Source organism: Sphingobium lactosutens DS20, from assembly GCF_000445105.1.
GTDB lineage: Bacteria > Pseudomonadota > Alphaproteobacteria > Sphingomonadales > Sphingomonadaceae > Sphingobium > Sphingobium lactosutens.
Window position 1 is genome coordinate 13,159 of sequence record NZ_ATDP01000062.1, and the last position, 15,435, is coordinate 28,593.

Below are 15,435 nucleotides of genomic sequence, written 5' to 3' on the forward strand. Positions count from 1 at the left end.
TCTCCAGGTCTGACACCTGGCATCAGCGCCAGGTCATCAGCCGGAAGGCTCCCTCCCCTTTCAGGCCGCCTCGGCGGCCCGGCGGACACGCCAAGCATCATTCCAGTCCGCGTGCCGTTCCGGCAGCCGGAGCACCAGTTCGCGTCCATTGGCTGTGAGATGGGGGCGGGCTTTTTTGAGCATGGCGGCAGCGGCGGCACCGCGATCGCCATAGACGATGATACGCTTGACCCGTTCGGGGATGGCGACAAGCCCAAGGCGTTCGACCCCGCCCAGCGCCCAGGTGGGCGTTCCGAACCAGGCCATTGCTGAAAGGGCGTCCTCGATGCCTTCGGCAAGGCCAAGCTCCTCGCCGGCCGGCGCCAGACGAATGGCCGCGTCGCCGAGAAGGCCAAGGGCAATCTTCGGCTTTGGCATGGGTTTGTGCAGGATGTCGGCGAGATCGAGGCAGGTCCGCTGGACGGCGACAACCCCCAGATCATTCTCGACCGCGGCGATCATCGCCGGAAAGAACCGGCGGCGCTCACCGGCCCCGACGATGGTGCGCGGGTTGTAGCGCAGGCAACGCGGATAGGGAGGCGGCAGACCGCGCGCCGCCAGATAATCGGCCGCTGGAGATCCGGCGATGGGCTGGCTCGCCTTCCATAGGCGAAGTGCAAGAGCGCGATGGTCCGCGGCCGCCTTCGGGCGCGGCATTGTGAGCGGCTCCGCATCGTGAAGTTTGCGCCGGCGCAAAGCAGCCAGAACATCGCGCGTGTCGCAGCCGGCAAAGCAGTGGAACAGGATCGCCCGCTCGCCCAGGCGTACCGACAGGCTGGGACCATGATCGTTATGTGCCGGGCACCGGCATTCGCCGCGCGTACCGCGCCAGATCCCACCCAGGGCTTCGACAATGGCTTTGGCGCGATGGGGAGCAGCTATGGGCATCGACTAATCCTCGGAAGTGGTGGAGCGCCGCTGCTGATTGCGCCCTCCCCTCCCCGATATTTCACCCCGGCATGCCTTTGGGTGCCAGGATCCCGAATTCCTCGACGATGCGATCGGTTGTGTAGTGCGTCGCGCCGTCGCGTTCATAGGAGCTGTCCTTGAGCCGCCCGGCTATGCGCACGAGATCCCCGACTTGAGCCCGGTCGGCGATATGCTTCCGCTGGCCTTCGCTGAACACGCTGACCCGGTTCCAGTGGCTGTCTTCCTGCCACTCGTTATCCTCGCCCTTGCGGCGATAATTCGCGCAGACTGACAGCAGGGTGACTTTCGGCCGCGCGTCGATTTCTCCGATTCGGCCGATGATCTCGAACTTGGCGAAGTTGATCATGCACCCTCCATTGGCGACGTCATTTGGCCAGGGAGCCTACCGTGGATGGCGGACTTCGCGTATCCCTCCAGACAGGGGGATTGAACGATTGCTTCAGGCACGACGCGGCTCCCTATCTCGCGGAATCTTTTCGCTTCGCAATCAGCGACGCGGGGATGAGAATATCGCGGGCGCATTGCTGAAACGAACGTCTGAGCGCTCCGTCGGCACGGGCGGACAGCGACACATTGCCATGTTGCCTTGCCATTTCTCCACAGCTGGAACGGTTGGCAAATGACTTCTTGTGGCGACGCGCATTCGCCGTCGGGGACAGGAAATAGCCGAGGTTTGACTTTTAGAACAATTTTTGTTCATTAAATGCGAACCGAACCAGGCTATCTGATTCGAAGGGGGCGAAAGCGGGCATGTCGTATACCGTAAACACGCTGCGAGCGATGACGCGGTCGTGCGAGGAGATGCGCGATCGGGTGAAGTCGATTGTGTTCAAGCCCGAAGATCGCAAGACGCTCGACCTGACGTTCGGCCCCGGGATCGCAGCCGATCTCGTCGGGCGTACCCCCGAAGCTTTGGCCAAGGCAGAAAAGGAAGGCCGTCTCGCCGCTCCCAAGCAGCTCAGCAACGGGCGGCGTTACTATACGCTGGAAGACCTGACGCATATTCGCGAAGCGCTGGGCATTCATGCCGGCAAAGCGCCCGATGAAGATGCCGTCATCATCGCCGTTCAGAACTTCAAAGGCGGCGTGGGCAAGTCAACGATCACGAAGCACTTCGCAGATTACTTGGCGCTTCACGGCTATCGTGTGCTCGTAATCGACTGCGATCCGCAGGCATCGACGACGACGATGTTCGACATTCAACCCGAAACGCTCATCGATGACGAAGAGACGCTCGGCCAGTTCCTGTCGCCGCGCAGCACGTTCGACAATTTCCGTCAGGCGATCCGCGACACCGCATGGCCGACCATCAAGATCGTGCCATCGAGCCTCGGGTTGCAAGATGCCGAGTGGGATCTCACCGCGACGCTTCGCGAAGGCGGTCAGGCGGTTCGCGAGGGCTTGCAGCGCTTGCGCATCGGAATCTCCAGTATCGTGAAGGATTACGACGTGATCCTGCTCGACCCACCGCCGGCGATGGGCTTTCTCGGGCTTAACGTGATGGCCGCGGCGACGGGCTTGCTCGTTCCTGTCCCGGCCCGTCAGCTCGATTATCTCTCGACGATCCATTTCATGGACACGATCGCTGAGAATATTGAAGTCCTCGAGGCCAACGGGACGCCAGTGGACTATGGCTTCATCCGTATTGTCTGTTCTGCCTATACGCCCAGTAAGCCGGGCGAGAACGACATGTGGAAGATGATGCAGGCGACCTACGCGAATTTTCTGCTCAGCCAACCGATCCTCGCCTCGGAGGAGATCAAGAATGCGACGCAGGCGTTTCGCTCAGTCTATGAGAGCAAGCCTTCGGCGTCACATGCCACCTACCAGCGGTGCCGGGACAATCTGGACTCAGTGTTCGGCGAGGTGGTGCAGCAAGTCCGCCAGCAATGGCCGTCGAAGAGCATCGCCGGGCGGGCCGGCGAGACAGTCACGAGTGCTGCAGCGTGAGCCGGCGGTCACTGATCGGCGAAGCCCTTGCCTCCGGACCGGCCGAGCCGGTGCCGCTTCTTGAGGAAGCGGTCGCCTCTGAGCCGCGCACAACCTTCACGAGCAAGCGCCTCGATGCGTTCGGCGAAGCCTCGCGGATGGTCAAACGGCCGACGATCCGGCTGAAACCGTCGGAATGCTCGATCTGGCCCGGCAATGCGCGTGATTATGCCCTGTTGACCGAAGATCGGCTTCGGACGCTTATCGATTCCATCCAGGCCGAGAATGGCAACCGCATTCCGGTTGTCGTCCGCAGGACGCCCAAGGCCGATCTGGCCTACGAGCTGGTGATCGGTACACGCCGGCATTGGGCGATCTCCTGGCTCAACACCAATCACTATCCGGACATCGAGCTGGTCGCGATCATCGAGGATATCGACGACGAAGCAGCGTTCCGGCTCGCCGATATCGAGAACCGGGAACGCGAGGACATTTCGGATCTCGAGCGCGGGTTAAACTACAAGGCAGCGGTCGACGCTTACTATGACGGCGTGCAGTCGCGCATGGCCGATCGCGTCAAGCTGTCGAAGTCCACCCTCGCTCGGTACATCGGTTTGACCGACATCCCACAGACGATCGTCAGTGCGTTCGCGTCACCAATGGACTTGCAGGTCCGCCATGGCGACAAGCTGCTCCCTCTGCTCCGCAACCCCGGGATGCGGAGCAAGATGGAAGAGACGGCGAAGGTAATCGCGGCCGAGCAAAGCTTCCGCCAGTCTGGCGACGAAGAGCCTATCAGCGGTTCGGAGGTTGTGGCCCGGCTAACCAAGCCCACCTCGACCCGACCGGGCCGCGCGCAAAAGGCGACGATCGAGGTTAAGGGCGCCGCGATCGGCCAGGTCGATCGGGACCGTAGCCGGGGCCTGACGATCACGCTGAATCCCACCGAGCTCTCGGCCGACGACATATTGGAGGCCCTCCGCCCGCTCATCGAGAACGCGAAGATCCTCAAGAAGGCGGGCCGGTGAAACCGCACCCCGCCCTTTCGCCCAACACGATTTTTGCAACTCTGCAAAAGGGTATGTTTCTGTTTTTTATCAACATCTTAGTGCGCATGTCCCACGCGTGGGACATGCACCTCTTCAATAGGGTTTTTGTGTGAGTTCCGAGACGTCGCCGACGGTCCTTGGAGGCCGCCGGGTCCAGTTTGAGATGTTCTTTACGCTGCCTGATTTCAGCGACATTTCCCTGCGCGATTATCAAGAGACGATGCAGCGTCCCTTCTTCAGCCTGTCGAAGAAAAAGCGGATCAAGCCCATCGAGTATGTAAGCCCCGACAAGTCCGTTACCGTCCACGTGTCTGCAAACCCTGCGTACGGAATGGCGACGATCTGGGACGCGGATATCATGATCTATCTTGCCTCGCATCTCAACGAGCTGCGAGAACGCGGCGAGAATGACTTGTCGCCAACGATCAGGCTTCAGCCAGGCGATCTCCTTAAGCGCGTCTGCTGGGGGATCAGCGGCCGCGCTTACGAGCGTTTGATCGGCGCGCTTGATCGCCTGCAGGCGACGACGATCAAGACCAACATTCGGGCGAATTCGAAGTCGCGCGAAACCACCTTTTCGTGGATCGACAGCTATACCCATCTGGTCGACGAACGAACCCAGCGATCGTTGGGCATGGAGATCACGCTCTCTAAGTGGTTCTTCGACGGCGTAATGGACAAGCGGAACGTCCTCGCGATCTCGCCACTTTATTTCGAAATCACCAGTGGCCTCGGCAAATGGCTCTATCGAGCAAGCCGCAAGCATGCTGGCGGGAACGGTGTCGAAGGTTTCACGATCGGGTTCGAGACGCTTCACCAGAAGAGCGGAAGCGAAAGCTCCCTACCCTCTTTCAAGAACAAGATCCTCGAATTGGCGCGAGCGAACAGCCTGCCCGAGATAAGCCTGGAGGTGATCGGCGCCGACACCCCGCGCCCGAAGCTCAAGATGGTGATGCGCCGCCATCTCGAAGAGCAGAGCGCCAAGGCCTTGGAAGTTGCCCAGTCCGCCTTGCCTCCGCCTCAGGCCGCCCGCCCTGCTCCGACTCGCGCTAAGCCCGCGGCTGAGGTTCCGGAGCCCGCATCGTTCGTCAACGCGAGCCTGACACGTGGGCTGATCGCAAAAGCGGTTGCCGGCCTCAAGGTGGTAGATCCGGCATCGAGTACCGATCCTCATGATCCCGGCTATGCAGCGGCAGCCGCTACGATGCCCCGCGCTCGTACCGGACGTGCGCAGGATGTGCTCGATCGCGATATATATGACGCGATCCGCGCCGAATGCCCAGGCTGGGACCTCGACGTCCTCATGAAGCAATTCGACGCCTTCTTGAACGCGAACCCGAACGAGATGCCGCGAAACTACTCGAAGCGCTTCTACGGCTTCATGAAGAAGCACCACGAGCGCAATAAACACTCTCTCCCCGGCTTCTGATCGTACGCCGGCCGTCCGCGCCGTCAGAGGCTGGCATTTGGGTCCCCCGGCCGACGTGTTTTCAGAAATCGTCGCACGCTCACGCAGCGGATGTTTGTTCGCGCGAAATTTTGCCGTCCCTATGCCATTGTGGGATCTGCGACAGCGACCGCAGCGTGATTCTAAAAACACGTTCTGCAGTCCCGAGCATCGGGCCGCAGAACCGCGAATTCGCAGTCGCCCGGATGCTAGTTGGCTCGGATGCTCAGCGTACCACCATCCTCCGCCTTGGACGGAGGTGGCCTCTCAGATCTCAACGAGGGGAGGGAGGTGAAACCGCATTCCCGAAAACACGACGAAGGGGATCGACATTTCCGATAACACGACATGTCAGGACGAGCCCGACGATCTCGAGTGTGCGGTTTGGAGATCACTGGCCAATAGCGAATCAGAACGCCAACCTGATGCGTTGGTATGGTCAGGGATCAAACTTATCCACAGCTCCCGTGGTGGCCGACGTGTTATCGGATAAGATCCATCGTGTTTTTGGAATCGCTCCATCGTGCTATCAGATCGTCGGCACCGTGTTATCAGATTCTATCCACACGTCGCGAATCGCCGGATTTTCGCTACTTTCGCCCATGATCCGCGACAGTAACCTTTTAACTTCAAGAGATAACTCTCCTTAACGCCGCGCCTACGGCGGATCATTGATTTTCTGCTTCTTGATTTTGAAGAAAAAGGGGAGGGGGTACACCTCGACCGACCAGCACCACCACAGCCGTCCGCGCCCACTGATGCTCGCGTAGGCGATCGAGCTTATACAGGCCCTTTTCACGGCATGCCCGAAAACGGGTGCCGGATCGTCGATCCCTCGCTGACATTTCCAGCGCCTGCACCGGTGCAATTCTGTGTAGAAGGGAGTGGATGAGCAAGAGAATACGAACTACGCGGCTGGCGGAACTGATGGCAGCCTTTGCCGTCCCGCGGGATCCCAGGATCAAGGATCAAGGCGTAGGCCGTTCGCGTGGTGCCGATGGCAGTGCCGGCGTCATACCTGCAGCTCGTGCTGTCCGCCGATCCCCAAGAGGTCAGACAAGGCTGTGGATTACAAAGGTCGCAACTTACCTTGCTGACGCATGCGCGCTGAAGCGGAGACCGCTGCTCGACCGGCACTGATGTGCTCCTTCTCCGGTGTACTTGGTAAGCGCTGTGATTCGATCCAGATCGCGAGAATCACTGCGGAAATCTCGTAGCGTGACACACTCATTGAAATGATACGCTTTTGAGTGCATATATAAGGCATGGAGTGCACTCATGCTTGCTGCTTTTTTGGATGACATTCGCGAGGGCGACATGATCGCGCCGCGCCGCATGGCGGAACGCCTGCGCCTGCCGATGACGCGTCTATCGCGACTTGCGCACCTCAATCGCAACACCATGACCACACATCCCGGCAGCCCGGCTGTGCAGGCCAAGCTGGGGGAAATTGCCCGGATCATCGCGCGCGCCGCCGATCTGGCCGGCGATGAAGGCAAGGCGATCATCTGGTTCAAGCATCAGCCTCTGCCTGGATTTGGCAAGACGGCTGAGGAGTTGGTCGAGGATGGCCATGCTGATGTCGTGATCGAGGATCTCGATCGTATGGCCGCCGGTGTTTATTCCTGACGCGATTGACTCTGGTTCACAGGCTTGACCGTGGCCATGTTTCCGCACGCTGGTAGTGCGGCGCAATGACCTATGCTCTTGCGCCGTTGTCACTTCCGCTTTGGCGGATGATCCGGATCCGCCACCAGTTCAGTCCGACGTCGGGAGAAGGCGCGCGGCTTTATGGCGGACGCTGGAACAGGAAGGGGAAGTCAGCGCTCTATCTCGCGGCCGATGCAGTCACGGCGGTGGCGGAATACTATCAAGGGCTGCCCAAGCCCGGAACACTTGTCCCTTATCACCTCGACGCGGCGGCAATCGCGGATCTCACCACCGGCACGGCCGAACCGTGCGACACGCGGGTAGGGGAGGCCCTGGGGGCGAACTGGAAGACCATCGCGTTGCTCGAACGCCAGACGCCGCCGAGCTGGGCGCTGGCGGACGAGCTGATCGCGGCGGGTGCGCAAGGTGCGTTGGTGCCATCTGTCCAGAATCCGGGTGGGCGGAACCTGGTGCTGTGGCAATGGCATGAGAAGGATATGCAAGGGGAGGGCGCCGCGCTGACTGTCCTTGATCCTGACGATGCCTTGAGGCCTCCAGGCTAGACGAATCTAGCCACACACACGCGTTTGTCCGCTGCACTGTGTGTCGATATATTGGCGCACCACATAGAGATCGGCGACATTGCCTGAGGCCATCCGCTCGATCGCCGGACGTCCGGCGAACAGCGGCGCCTCGTTGGGTTTGCGCACCCATTCGTCGGCGGTACGCGGCACAAGCATCTGCAGCCCCTTGTAGATCCCCATGACATAGGAAATTCGCTCGAGCGCGTCCCTGGAAATCGCCGCGACCGCGCCGCGCTTCCAGGTCTGAAAGGTCGAGCGGCTGTCGAGCCCGAGCAGCTTCATCTGCTCGGCTTCTTGGAGGCCCCAGGCGTCGGCGATGCGGAAGAATGTGCGCAGCGCCGGAGCCGTCAGAGCCTTGCGGCTAAGCGTGTCAGCATCGGCTGACTTGACCATCGGCTTCCCTTTCTCCGTCCAACTCTATCGCATTCGCCCAAAAAGCGAATTCCGAAACATCATCTCTCGCGCGCGGCTTGGTCAACCTGGGCCAGAAGTGCGCGCCAGCAGTTGGTCGATATCGGTCATCGCCGCGTCGAACTCGGCGAGCGCTGGATGGGAGAGCGCGGGTGCTTGGTCCAGGGGGGCCGACAATCGCTCCCTTCGCGGTTCTTCGGCGACCAGCAGGACCTTCCCCTTGACCGTCTCCCGCCGTGCCATGCGCGCCGCCACAAGGGCGTCGCGAATCGCATAGGTGCCGCGCCGGCTGATCCCGAAGGCCGAGGCCATCTGATCGAGCCCGAGCGGCGCGAACGCGGCAAGGACGATCCACACCTGCGGCGCCCGCGCGCTCGCGCGCAGGTGCCCCAGCTGCGCGTCCATCAGCGCCGCGCGCCGCCGCGCTTTCACGACCAGATCTGCAAGCCGGGTAGCGCTGGCGCGAAGCGTGCGCGCTGAGACAATGGCGCGTTCGCCCGGCCAGAGCTGCGGCTGAAGCGGTTCGGCGGTCACGGCGCCGGGGCAGGGGAGGGCAAGCTGCCACGCGCCGCACGCGGTCAGCTGTCGGCTGCCAAAGTTTATGGAAACCGCATTTATGCACTGAATATCAATGTATTATCCTGATTTCCATGCCAACAATTCTGGCAGGTTAGGATTCCGTGTCGATGCCTCTGCCAGAATTGATGTCATTGAATCGGTCGATATCCGGCCACGGGAGGTCGGGTGATCGAACGCAAACCGAGCCGCACGAAAGTCGCGTCCACGGAAGCTCTGGCGACAGGTGCGGAACTCTACCCCATCTTCAGACGCCTCGTCCCACTCGACGGGCCACTGACAGCACAAGTCATTGACGCTGTCGCTGCCCAGTCAGGGCTGAGCGACCGTCAGATACGACGACTAGTAGGCAGATTTCGCGCAAATCCTGTGGCGTCGAGCTTGGCTCCAACCCCTCGCGGTCCCCGGATTGGCAGTCATCGCATCGCCGAGCCGGTGAGGGAGGCGATCGACCGGCTTACCCAGGAAGTATTCCTGACAAAGCCACCGCCCACTGCGGCCCTGGCAGCCCGGGAAATTCATGGTCTTTTGATCGCGCAGGATGGGGAGTTCTGCTTCGCGCCGGGCGAGGTACCGAGCGAGCGCACTCTGATCAGGTTGATCGGCGAGATATCCGAGCCTCAGCGGGCTCGCTCGAGCATGGGCTCGAAGCAGCGCAGCGCCCATGAGCCTCATCCGGGCGCCTATCACAGCGAGGGCCTGCTCGATCTCGTGCAGATGGATCATACGCGGGCAGATGTGATTCTCGTCGACAGCGTACATCGCGAGGAGCTCGCCCGCCCCTGGATAACGTTGCTGGTTGAGGTCTGGACCCGCAGTATTCTGGGCTTTTATGTCAGTTTCGGCGATCCTTCGATTTTCCGCTGTGGCCGGGCGGTGGCCAACGCCTTGCTGCCCAAGGAACCGCTGCTTGAGCAATTGGGCGTCGATGTCTCCTACCCGATGTATGGGCAATTCCGGCGGCTCCATGCCGATCACGCAGCACCGCACCGGGCGGAGAGCTTCAGGCGAGCTTGCCTGGCCAACGGCATCGATCCCGACATCCGTCCACGCGGACCGGCCCACTTCGGAGGCCACATCGAGCGCCTGATCGGCACAATGGTTGGGAAGATGCGGCTGCTACCTGGTGCGACGGGCGGCAATGTCACCCAGCGCGATGGTTATGACGCCGGACAGGCGGCAGCGATGACCTTGCCCGAATTCGAGCGCTGGCTGCTGTTCCAGATCGCCATCTATCACAACGGTCCGCACAAGGGGCTGGGCGGACAATGTCCTGCACAGGCGTGGAAAACGGCGGTTTCCGGCCATTCTCCGCTGCTACCGGCTTGCCTTGATGTTGAGCATCTCACCCGCCAGTTCCTGCCGGCGCGGCAGCGAACCGTTCAGGCTTACGGCGTTCAAATCCTGCACCGCCGCTACTGGAATCCGGTTCTGGCGGCCCGAATTGGCCAACAAATCACCGTGCATCATGATGAGCGCACGCTGCAGCGGATCTATGCGGAGATCGATGGCCAGTTCGTAGTCTTGCCCGTGGTCGGCGACTACCCAGATATCAGCGAGCCCGAATGGGAAGCCGAACGGCAACGCCAGCGGCGGGCAGGGGCGGCGTTTCAGGCGGATGGCGCAAAGGCAGCGACCGCCCGGTACATTCAGGCCGCGCGGCGCGAAGTCGCCATGGCACGGCAGCGCACAGCGAGTAGCCGACAAGAGCGCAAGCGGCAGGAGCGCGAAGGCGTGGCACACTCACCCCAGGCCAAGGGGCGGATCGAACGGGCCGAAGTTCATTGGATCCCGGCTGCGGATCTGCCGGACAATGATTGGCTGAAATGGCGCAAATGAGCGGAAATTCAGCCTTCTGGATCGATTTCGACGAAGCGCGCACGGCGGTTACGACACTGGTCGAACTGGCGCACGACGAGCCCGACGAGCGACCGCCCTGCGTCTTGCTTGTCGGCCAGTCGGGGATGGGCAAGACCTCGATCCTGCGCGAGACCCAGCGCCGGATTGCGCTCGATTTTCCCGAACCTGCCGATTGGGGTGAGGCCCGTTACGAGCCGATGTTGCGCACGGTCATTCCGTCGGGTTCAACCGCGCTCAAGATCAACCTGACGCTGCTGTGGAAGCAGGGCTGGCCGATCACCGGGAAAACCCACCGTATTGCCGATCTCAAGGTGGTTGAACTCCTGCGTCGGCAGCGCACAAGGCTCGTGGGGATCGATAATGTCCATGCCATCCTCACCGCTGGCGGCAGGGCGCGGCGCGACACGCTCGATGCATTCCGCTTCCTGATGAGCGAGGGCAATGTCCCGATGGTGGTCGCCGGGCTCGACGTCGCGGCGGACATCTTTGCCGAAGATGTCGAGCTGGCCTATCGCTCGATCATCGTGCGGCTCAATCCCTGGGCGCCTGGCGAGGCATCGCAGCGGCTGATCCGCGTTCTGGCGCACGGGATGCAGCTGATTGAGCCTGACCGGCTTGCTGAGCCGGAAATCGCCGAATTCCTGTGGCGCCACAGTCTCGGGGTTACCGGCAACTTCAAACGGCTGCTGCACTGGGGACAGAAGGTTGCGCGTCGTCACGGCCGCGAATGCGTCGAATTCGCCGATATCCGTGAGGCTGCGGGTTTGCTCCCCGGTCACCCGGCGCGGTGATCGCGCTCGGGCTCGAGCCGGAGCCGCTGGCGTTCCGGGTGCGACCGCTTGCCGATGAATGTTTCGACTCCTGGATCGACCGGGTGACCCGGGCCCACGAGACGACCCGTGCGGCGCTTTTCCGCCATGTCGGGATCGAACCGGCTCTTGCTGGATACGACCTGGCGCGCGGCGCGCGGGGGCTGGACGTGGCTTGGCACAGTGCCTTTGCCAATCTGGTCGAGCGCCTCGCCTGGGCCGTGCAATGCCAAAACGACAGGATTTCCGCCACTTTTCTCGCCTGCCAGGCGCACGACGTGCTGCCGCGGCGCATAAGGCGATACGCCTGTGCGCGCTGCTGGTACGAAGCGGGACGGGCGGGCAAGCCGATGATCGTCCGCCGGGAATGGATCTTGCGGGCAAGCTGGCGTTGCCACGACCACGAGTTGCCGTTGACCGACATGGCCAGCCTGTTGCGGGACGTTGCGAGCCCGATTTCGCAAGCGGATCTGGGATTGGCTACCATTGTGGCGGAGCGGCGACGCTGGGCATACCGGGTTCGACCAGGCGCGCTGCGGCGTAATGCGGCGGAATTGGCCTATCTGGCCGGCTCCCGCGATGGGCATGGCATGGCGCCGCCCAACAAACGCTACCATGCCCGTTTCGCCGCAAACCTGTTCCACTTTTCGGCCGATCGCATCGGCATGCTGGCCCTCGCGCATGGCAACCGGCATGCGCTTGCGCGCCGCTTCGAGCGTCTGGTTGCGGCACGATTGCCCGAATGTCCGACAGTCGGCGGCGGCGTTCAAGCGCCTGTGAAAATGCCTTACCGCCTGCGGGCCTGTGCTCCGCCCAAGTCAGCCTCGGCGTGGATGGCGCCGGAGTTCCTCGACTTGCTGCGCGCCTATGCCTGGGTGCGGGAGCGCAGGGATATCGATGAGGCCAGGGCGGCGGTGTTCGAGCGCCACTTCGGCGGCCTGCTGGGGCTGCCCGCGGCAGCTATTTTGAGCTCAGGTAACGCCAGTCGGGCATGGCCACCGGGATATTGAGGGTGCACAGGAAGGGCGCGAATGGCCCCTGACTGCGCGCCAAATGGCCTGCCTCCAACTGGCGCAGGAGCTTGCCTGCCCCGGCCTTGGTCGCTGGCAGCGCGCGGGCGAGCTGGGCCGGCGTCAACCCGCCGAGGCCGAATAGCAGCATCCAGGCGAGGTACAGCCGCGAGTTGGTCCGTTGGCTCGGAAATTCACGCGTGAAGACCTCCGCCGCGCGCGGAAGCCGGGCGATGTCGCAGGCGGTGGCGTGCAGCGCCTCGAGCAGATGTTCGCGCGCGTCGGCGCGCCTTTCTTGCGCGCCGCGATCAGCGCGGAACAGCCGGCGCTGGGCCAGGCCCGGGAAGGGCAGGGCGGTCTCGCTCAGGCGAAACGCGTCGCCGCGCGCTGTGGCGGCCAGGTTGATCGCCCAGCACGGGGTTCGCGCGGTCGCGGACAGGGGATCGGGTTCATCGCCGGTTGAATAGCGAAACCCGTCGACCAGCTCGAGCAGGCGCTCCAGCGGCGCAGTGGGCCGCTTGGGCTGGGCGAGTACGGTGAGCACCCGCTCGAGCTCATCGGTGCTTGCTGCGACGATCGTTTCGGCCTCGGTGACCTCGCTCGCCATCGGCCGGATGGCGATCTTGCGCACGGTCCGGACCGCCTGGGAAAGCAGCTTCTCGCGGCGCGGCAGGGCCTGTTCGAACAGGGTCAGAAAGGCATTGCGCTCGGTCGCGCATTCGGCCCCGATCAGCGCGGGACCGAGTGTGATTGCCCGGTCCTGGCGGTATTGCTGCCACGCCCGGCTGAGCCAGCGCAGCGCCAGCGACGCGCGCATTTCCGGGGAATAGAGGGCAGGGGAGGCGAGCAGGGTCTTGGCCAGCGCGTCGATCTGGCCGATCCGGAAAGCGATAGGACTGGCGTCGGTTGACTGTTTCACTGGAAATGTCTCGGCGCGATGTACATCGGAAGGTGGGATAATTGCGCCGGAAAATGCGGTCAATGCAAAGTTCACCTAAACGCCAGTTTGGTATCCTATCATTCGACCCCCTGAAAACACGGATTTTCCATAATCGGATGTTATGGTAAAATCGAGCTTGCCGGAAATGCCCATTTTGGCCAGAAATTGCCCCATGCACGCCGCTCGAAGTACCCTTCGCGTATGACCGCTGATCGACCTTTCCGGTCCTCGGTCGAGCTGGTGCTGGGCGCGCATGCCCCGCTGGTCGACGCGCGCGCCGCGCGCCCGCTGGCGCTCGAGGCGGCGGTTGCGGCGATGGCGCCGGCGACAAAGGCGGCCATCACCGCCGACCTCCGGTGCTTCCTTGCCTGGTGCAAGTCGCGGCGGCCCGTCGTCACCGCGGTTCCTGCCGATCCGGAAAGCCTCGTCCACTATCTTCACTGGCTGGCCAAGGGATCGGAAATCCGGGCCCCGGCCAAACCCGCGACGCTGGCGCGGCGGATCGCCTCGATCGCCCGGATCCACCGCATCCTCGGGTTCGGCGAGAAGGAGCCGCTGCCAACGCAGGCGGGGATGGTTCGCGACACGCTGAAAGCGATCCGGCGTAAGAGGCGCGAACGGCAGCGTCAGGCCGCGCCGCTGCGGTTTGGCGAGGCGATGGCGGAGGGGCAGGCGCCGCCCGAAGGGGTGACGATCAAGGGGCTGCTCGCCTCGTGCGGTACCGACATCACGGGCAAGCGCGATGCGGCGCTCATCAGCCTTGCCTATGACGCAGGCCTGCGAGTTTCCGAGCTGGTCGGGGCAACGGTAGCCGATCTCAGTCAGGCTGTGGATGGGAGCGGGCGGCTTGAGATCGCGCATTCGAAGACCGACCAGCTGGGGGAGGGGGCTCTGGCTTGGCTCTCGCCCGACACCATGGCGCGCCTCTCGGCCTGGCTGCTGGCGAGCGGGATCACGCAAGGGGCGGTGTTCCGGCGGATCAACGTGCTGACCAGTCCGCCAGACGATGCGGGGGAGCAGACTCAGCGGCACTATATCGGCCAGAAGCCGCTCACCCGGCAAGGCGTGGTGGCGATCCTGCGCCGCCGGGTGTTCGAGGCTATCGACCTTGGCCATGTTGAGCTGGAAGCCGGGATGGAAGGAGACACGGTCCGCTCGCTTAGCGCCCATTCGTTCCGGGTGGGGCTGACCCAGGACTTGTTCGCGGCGGGCGAAGACGGCGCCGGGATCGCGCTGGCCCTACGCTGGTCGTCGCCGACCACCGCGCTGCGCTATGCCCGCGAGCTGGCCGTAGGGAACAATGCCGCGGCGCGGGTGCTGGGACGCTTGCGCGATGGTGGCGGGCAGCCGGGTTCCTAAGGCCTGTGGACATTCACTTCGCGGCGAGGATTGTCGCGACGAGGTGCCAGTTGGCGGTGTAACTGCAGGCAGTTTTCTCGTAGCGCGTAGCGATGGCTCGGAACTCCTTGATCTTCGCGAAGAAGTTCTCGACCAGGTGTCGCCACTTATAGGCATGCCGGTCGTAATTGCGCTTGATCTTGCGGTTCGCTTTGGGCGGAATGACTGCGCTCGCGCCGCGCACATCCAACTCGGCAAGCAGCCAGTCAGCATCGAAGGCCTTGTCGGCCAGAAGCGCATCGAATGCTACGTCCTCGATCAGCGGTGCGACGCCTTTCAGGTCATGAGCCTGACCCGGCAGGAGAACAAGGTTGAACAGGTTTCCAAGCGCATCGACCAGCGCCACGATCTTGGTGGTCAGTCCGCCGCGCGAGCGCCCGATGGCCTGAGCGTGAGTCCCCCCCTTGCGCCGCTCGCCTTCTGGTGAGCCTGAACGATAGTACCGTCGATCAGCGCGTATTCAAAATCCGGCTCGCCGCGGATCTCTCTGAAAAGACGTTCGAAAACACCACCCTTCGCCCATCGCCGGAAGCGCCGGAACACGCTGTTCCAATTGCCGAATTCCGGCGGCAGATCCCGCCATGGAAGACCGGTGCGCACACGCCAGAGAACCGCCTCTAAAAACATGCGATTGTCCTTACCCGTCACACCGCTATCGCTCTTCTTGCCGGGAAGGTGGGGTTCAACGCGCGCCCATATCCCATCCGTCACCACAAATCGCTGCTCGTCCATTCAGAACTCCCCTTGGGAATCCTGAATCAGAAATCAGGCAGCGTGGGAATCCTGAATGTCCACAGGCCTTA

The 15,435-nt window shown here is 62.7% G+C and carries 15 protein-coding genes; 9 read left to right on the forward strand and 6 right to left on the reverse strand.

Features of this window, described 5'->3' with window-relative positions; all coding sequences use genetic code 11:
* Positions 1-60: 60 nt before the first annotated feature.
* Positions 61-927 carry a DUF7146 domain-containing protein gene (locus RLDS_RS32205; RefSeq protein ID WP_007688081.1) on the reverse strand — a complete coding sequence of 289 codons (867 nt, stop codon included), beginning with the start codon at positions 925-927 and terminating at the stop codon, positions 61-63.
* A 61-nt stretch (positions 928-988) separates the two neighbouring features.
* Complete coding sequence (locus tag RLDS_RS32210; RefSeq protein WP_009824075.1) at positions 989-1,315, reverse strand: single-stranded DNA-binding protein; 327 nt, start codon at positions 1,313-1,315, stop codon at positions 989-991.
* Between the two features lie 455 nt (positions 1,316-1,770).
* On the opposite strand from RLDS_RS32210, the gene RLDS_RS32215 reads away from it, so the two are divergent.
* From RLDS_RS32215 to RLDS_RS32235, 5 genes are all read left to right on the forward strand, one after another.
* On the forward strand, positions 1,771-2,919 hold the full coding sequence (locus RLDS_RS32215; protein WP_009824074.1) for an AAA family ATPase: 1,149 nt from the start codon (positions 1,771-1,773) through the stop codon (positions 2,917-2,919).
* Positions 2,916-3,926 carry a ParB/RepB/Spo0J family partition protein gene (locus RLDS_RS32220; protein WP_009824073.1) on the forward strand — a complete coding sequence of 337 codons (1,011 nt, stop codon included), beginning with the start codon at positions 2,916-2,918 and terminating at the stop codon, positions 3,924-3,926. The genes RLDS_RS32215 and RLDS_RS32220 overlap by 4 nt, the downstream gene beginning before the upstream one ends.
* Positions 3,927-4,110: 184 nt before the next feature.
* Complete coding sequence (locus tag RLDS_RS32225; RefSeq protein ID WP_021224606.1) at positions 4,111-5,376, forward strand: replication initiator protein A; 1,266 nt, start codon at positions 4,111-4,113, stop codon at positions 5,374-5,376.
* A gap of 1,296 nt (positions 5,377-6,672) precedes the next feature.
* Positions 6,673-7,023 (forward strand): antitoxin Xre/MbcA/ParS toxin-binding domain-containing protein, encoded by a 351-nt coding sequence (locus RLDS_RS32230; protein ID WP_009824070.1) that lies wholly within the window; start codon positions 6,673-6,675, stop codon positions 7,021-7,023.
* 65 nt (positions 7,024-7,088) lie between these two features.
* Positions 7,089-7,607, forward strand: a complete 519-nt coding sequence (locus RLDS_RS32235) for an RES family NAD+ phosphorylase (protein WP_009824069.1) — start codon at positions 7,089-7,091, stop codon at positions 7,605-7,607.
* Positions 7,608-7,613: 6 nt separating this feature from the next.
* On the opposite strand, the gene RLDS_RS32240 is transcribed toward RLDS_RS32235, so the two are convergent.
* Positions 7,614-8,021, reverse strand: coding sequence for an antitoxin Xre-like helix-turn-helix domain-containing protein (locus RLDS_RS32240; protein ID WP_009824068.1), 408 nt, complete (start codon positions 8,019-8,021; stop codon positions 7,614-7,616).
* Positions 8,022-8,102: 81 nt separating this feature from the next.
* The gene (locus RLDS_RS32245) at positions 8,103-8,573 is read right to left on the reverse strand and encodes a hypothetical protein (protein WP_021224607.1); all 471 of its coding nucleotides are present in this window, start codon (positions 8,571-8,573) and stop codon (positions 8,103-8,105) included.
* Positions 8,574-8,996: 423 nt separating this feature from the next.
* On the opposite strand from RLDS_RS32245, the gene RLDS_RS32250 reads away from it, so the two are divergent.
* From RLDS_RS32250 to RLDS_RS32260, 3 genes are read left to right on the forward strand one after another with little or no spacing between them, the layout of a single operon-like run.
* Positions 8,997-10,454 (forward strand): Mu transposase C-terminal domain-containing protein, encoded by a 1,458-nt coding sequence (locus RLDS_RS32250; RefSeq protein ID WP_236616773.1) that lies wholly within the window; start codon positions 8,997-8,999, stop codon positions 10,452-10,454.
* Entirely contained in the window at positions 10,451-11,266 is an 816-nt protein-coding gene (locus tag RLDS_RS32255) for a TniB family NTP-binding protein (protein WP_084514624.1), read from the forward strand. The genes RLDS_RS32250 and RLDS_RS32255 overlap by 4 nt, the downstream gene beginning before the upstream one ends.
* A gap of 38 nt (positions 11,267-11,304) precedes the next feature.
* Complete coding sequence (locus RLDS_RS32260) at positions 11,305-12,294, forward strand: TniQ family protein (RefSeq protein WP_269078207.1); 990 nt, start codon at positions 11,305-11,307, stop codon at positions 12,292-12,294.
* Here the strand turns inward: RLDS_RS32260 and RLDS_RS32265 are convergent.
* Positions 12,245-13,213 (reverse strand): hypothetical protein, encoded by a 969-nt coding sequence (locus RLDS_RS32265; RefSeq protein ID WP_031297253.1) that lies wholly within the window; start codon positions 13,211-13,213, stop codon positions 12,245-12,247. The genes RLDS_RS32260 and RLDS_RS32265 overlap by 50 nt on opposite strands.
* A gap of 222 nt (positions 13,214-13,435) precedes the next feature.
* Here RLDS_RS32265 and RLDS_RS32270 point away from each other — a divergent pair, with 222 nt between their 5' ends.
* Positions 13,436-14,593, forward strand: coding sequence for a tyrosine-type recombinase/integrase (locus RLDS_RS32270; protein WP_021224398.1), 1,158 nt, complete (start codon positions 13,436-13,438; stop codon positions 14,591-14,593).
* A gap of 13 nt (positions 14,594-14,606) precedes the next feature.
* Here the strand turns inward: RLDS_RS32270 and RLDS_RS55075 are convergent.
* Positions 14,607-15,364, reverse strand: a protein-coding gene (locus RLDS_RS55075; RefSeq protein ID WP_107395150.1) for an IS5 family transposase whose coding sequence is annotated in 2 segments (ribosomal slippage) — positions 14,607-15,037 and positions 15,037-15,364 — 759 coding nt in all. Because the reading frame shifts where the segments join, the coding sequence is not laid out codon by codon here.
* Positions 15,365-15,435: the final 71 nt, after the last annotated feature.

Coding starts and splice junctions, on each gene's coding strand:
- RLDS_RS32270 (WP_021224398.1), top strand. CDS start 13,436: ATGACCGCTGATCGACCTTTCCGGTCCTCGGTCGAGCTGGTGCTGGGC.
- RLDS_RS32215 (WP_009824074.1), top strand. CDS start 1,771: ATGCGCGATCGGGTGAAGTCGATTGTGTTCAAGCCCGAAGATCGCAAG.
- RLDS_RS32240 (WP_009824068.1), bottom strand. CDS start 8,021: ATGGTCAAGTCAGCCGATGCTGACACGCTTAGCCGCAAGGCTCTGACG.
- RLDS_RS32230 (WP_009824070.1), top strand. CDS start 6,673: ATGCTTGCTGCTTTTTTGGATGACATTCGCGAGGGCGACATGATCGCG.
- RLDS_RS32205 (WP_007688081.1), bottom strand. CDS start 927: ATGCCCATAGCTGCTCCCCATCGCGCCAAAGCCATTGTCGAAGCCCTG.
- RLDS_RS32225 (WP_021224606.1), top strand. CDS start 4,111: ATGTTCTTTACGCTGCCTGATTTCAGCGACATTTCCCTGCGCGATTAT.
- RLDS_RS32235 (WP_009824069.1), top strand. CDS start 7,089: ATGACCTATGCTCTTGCGCCGTTGTCACTTCCGCTTTGGCGGATGATC.
- RLDS_RS32255 (WP_084514624.1), top strand. CDS start 10,451: ATGAGCGGAAATTCAGCCTTCTGGATCGATTTCGACGAAGCGCGCACG.
- RLDS_RS32210 (WP_009824075.1), bottom strand. CDS start 1,315: ATGATCAACTTCGCCAAGTTCGAGATCATCGGCCGAATCGGAGAAATC.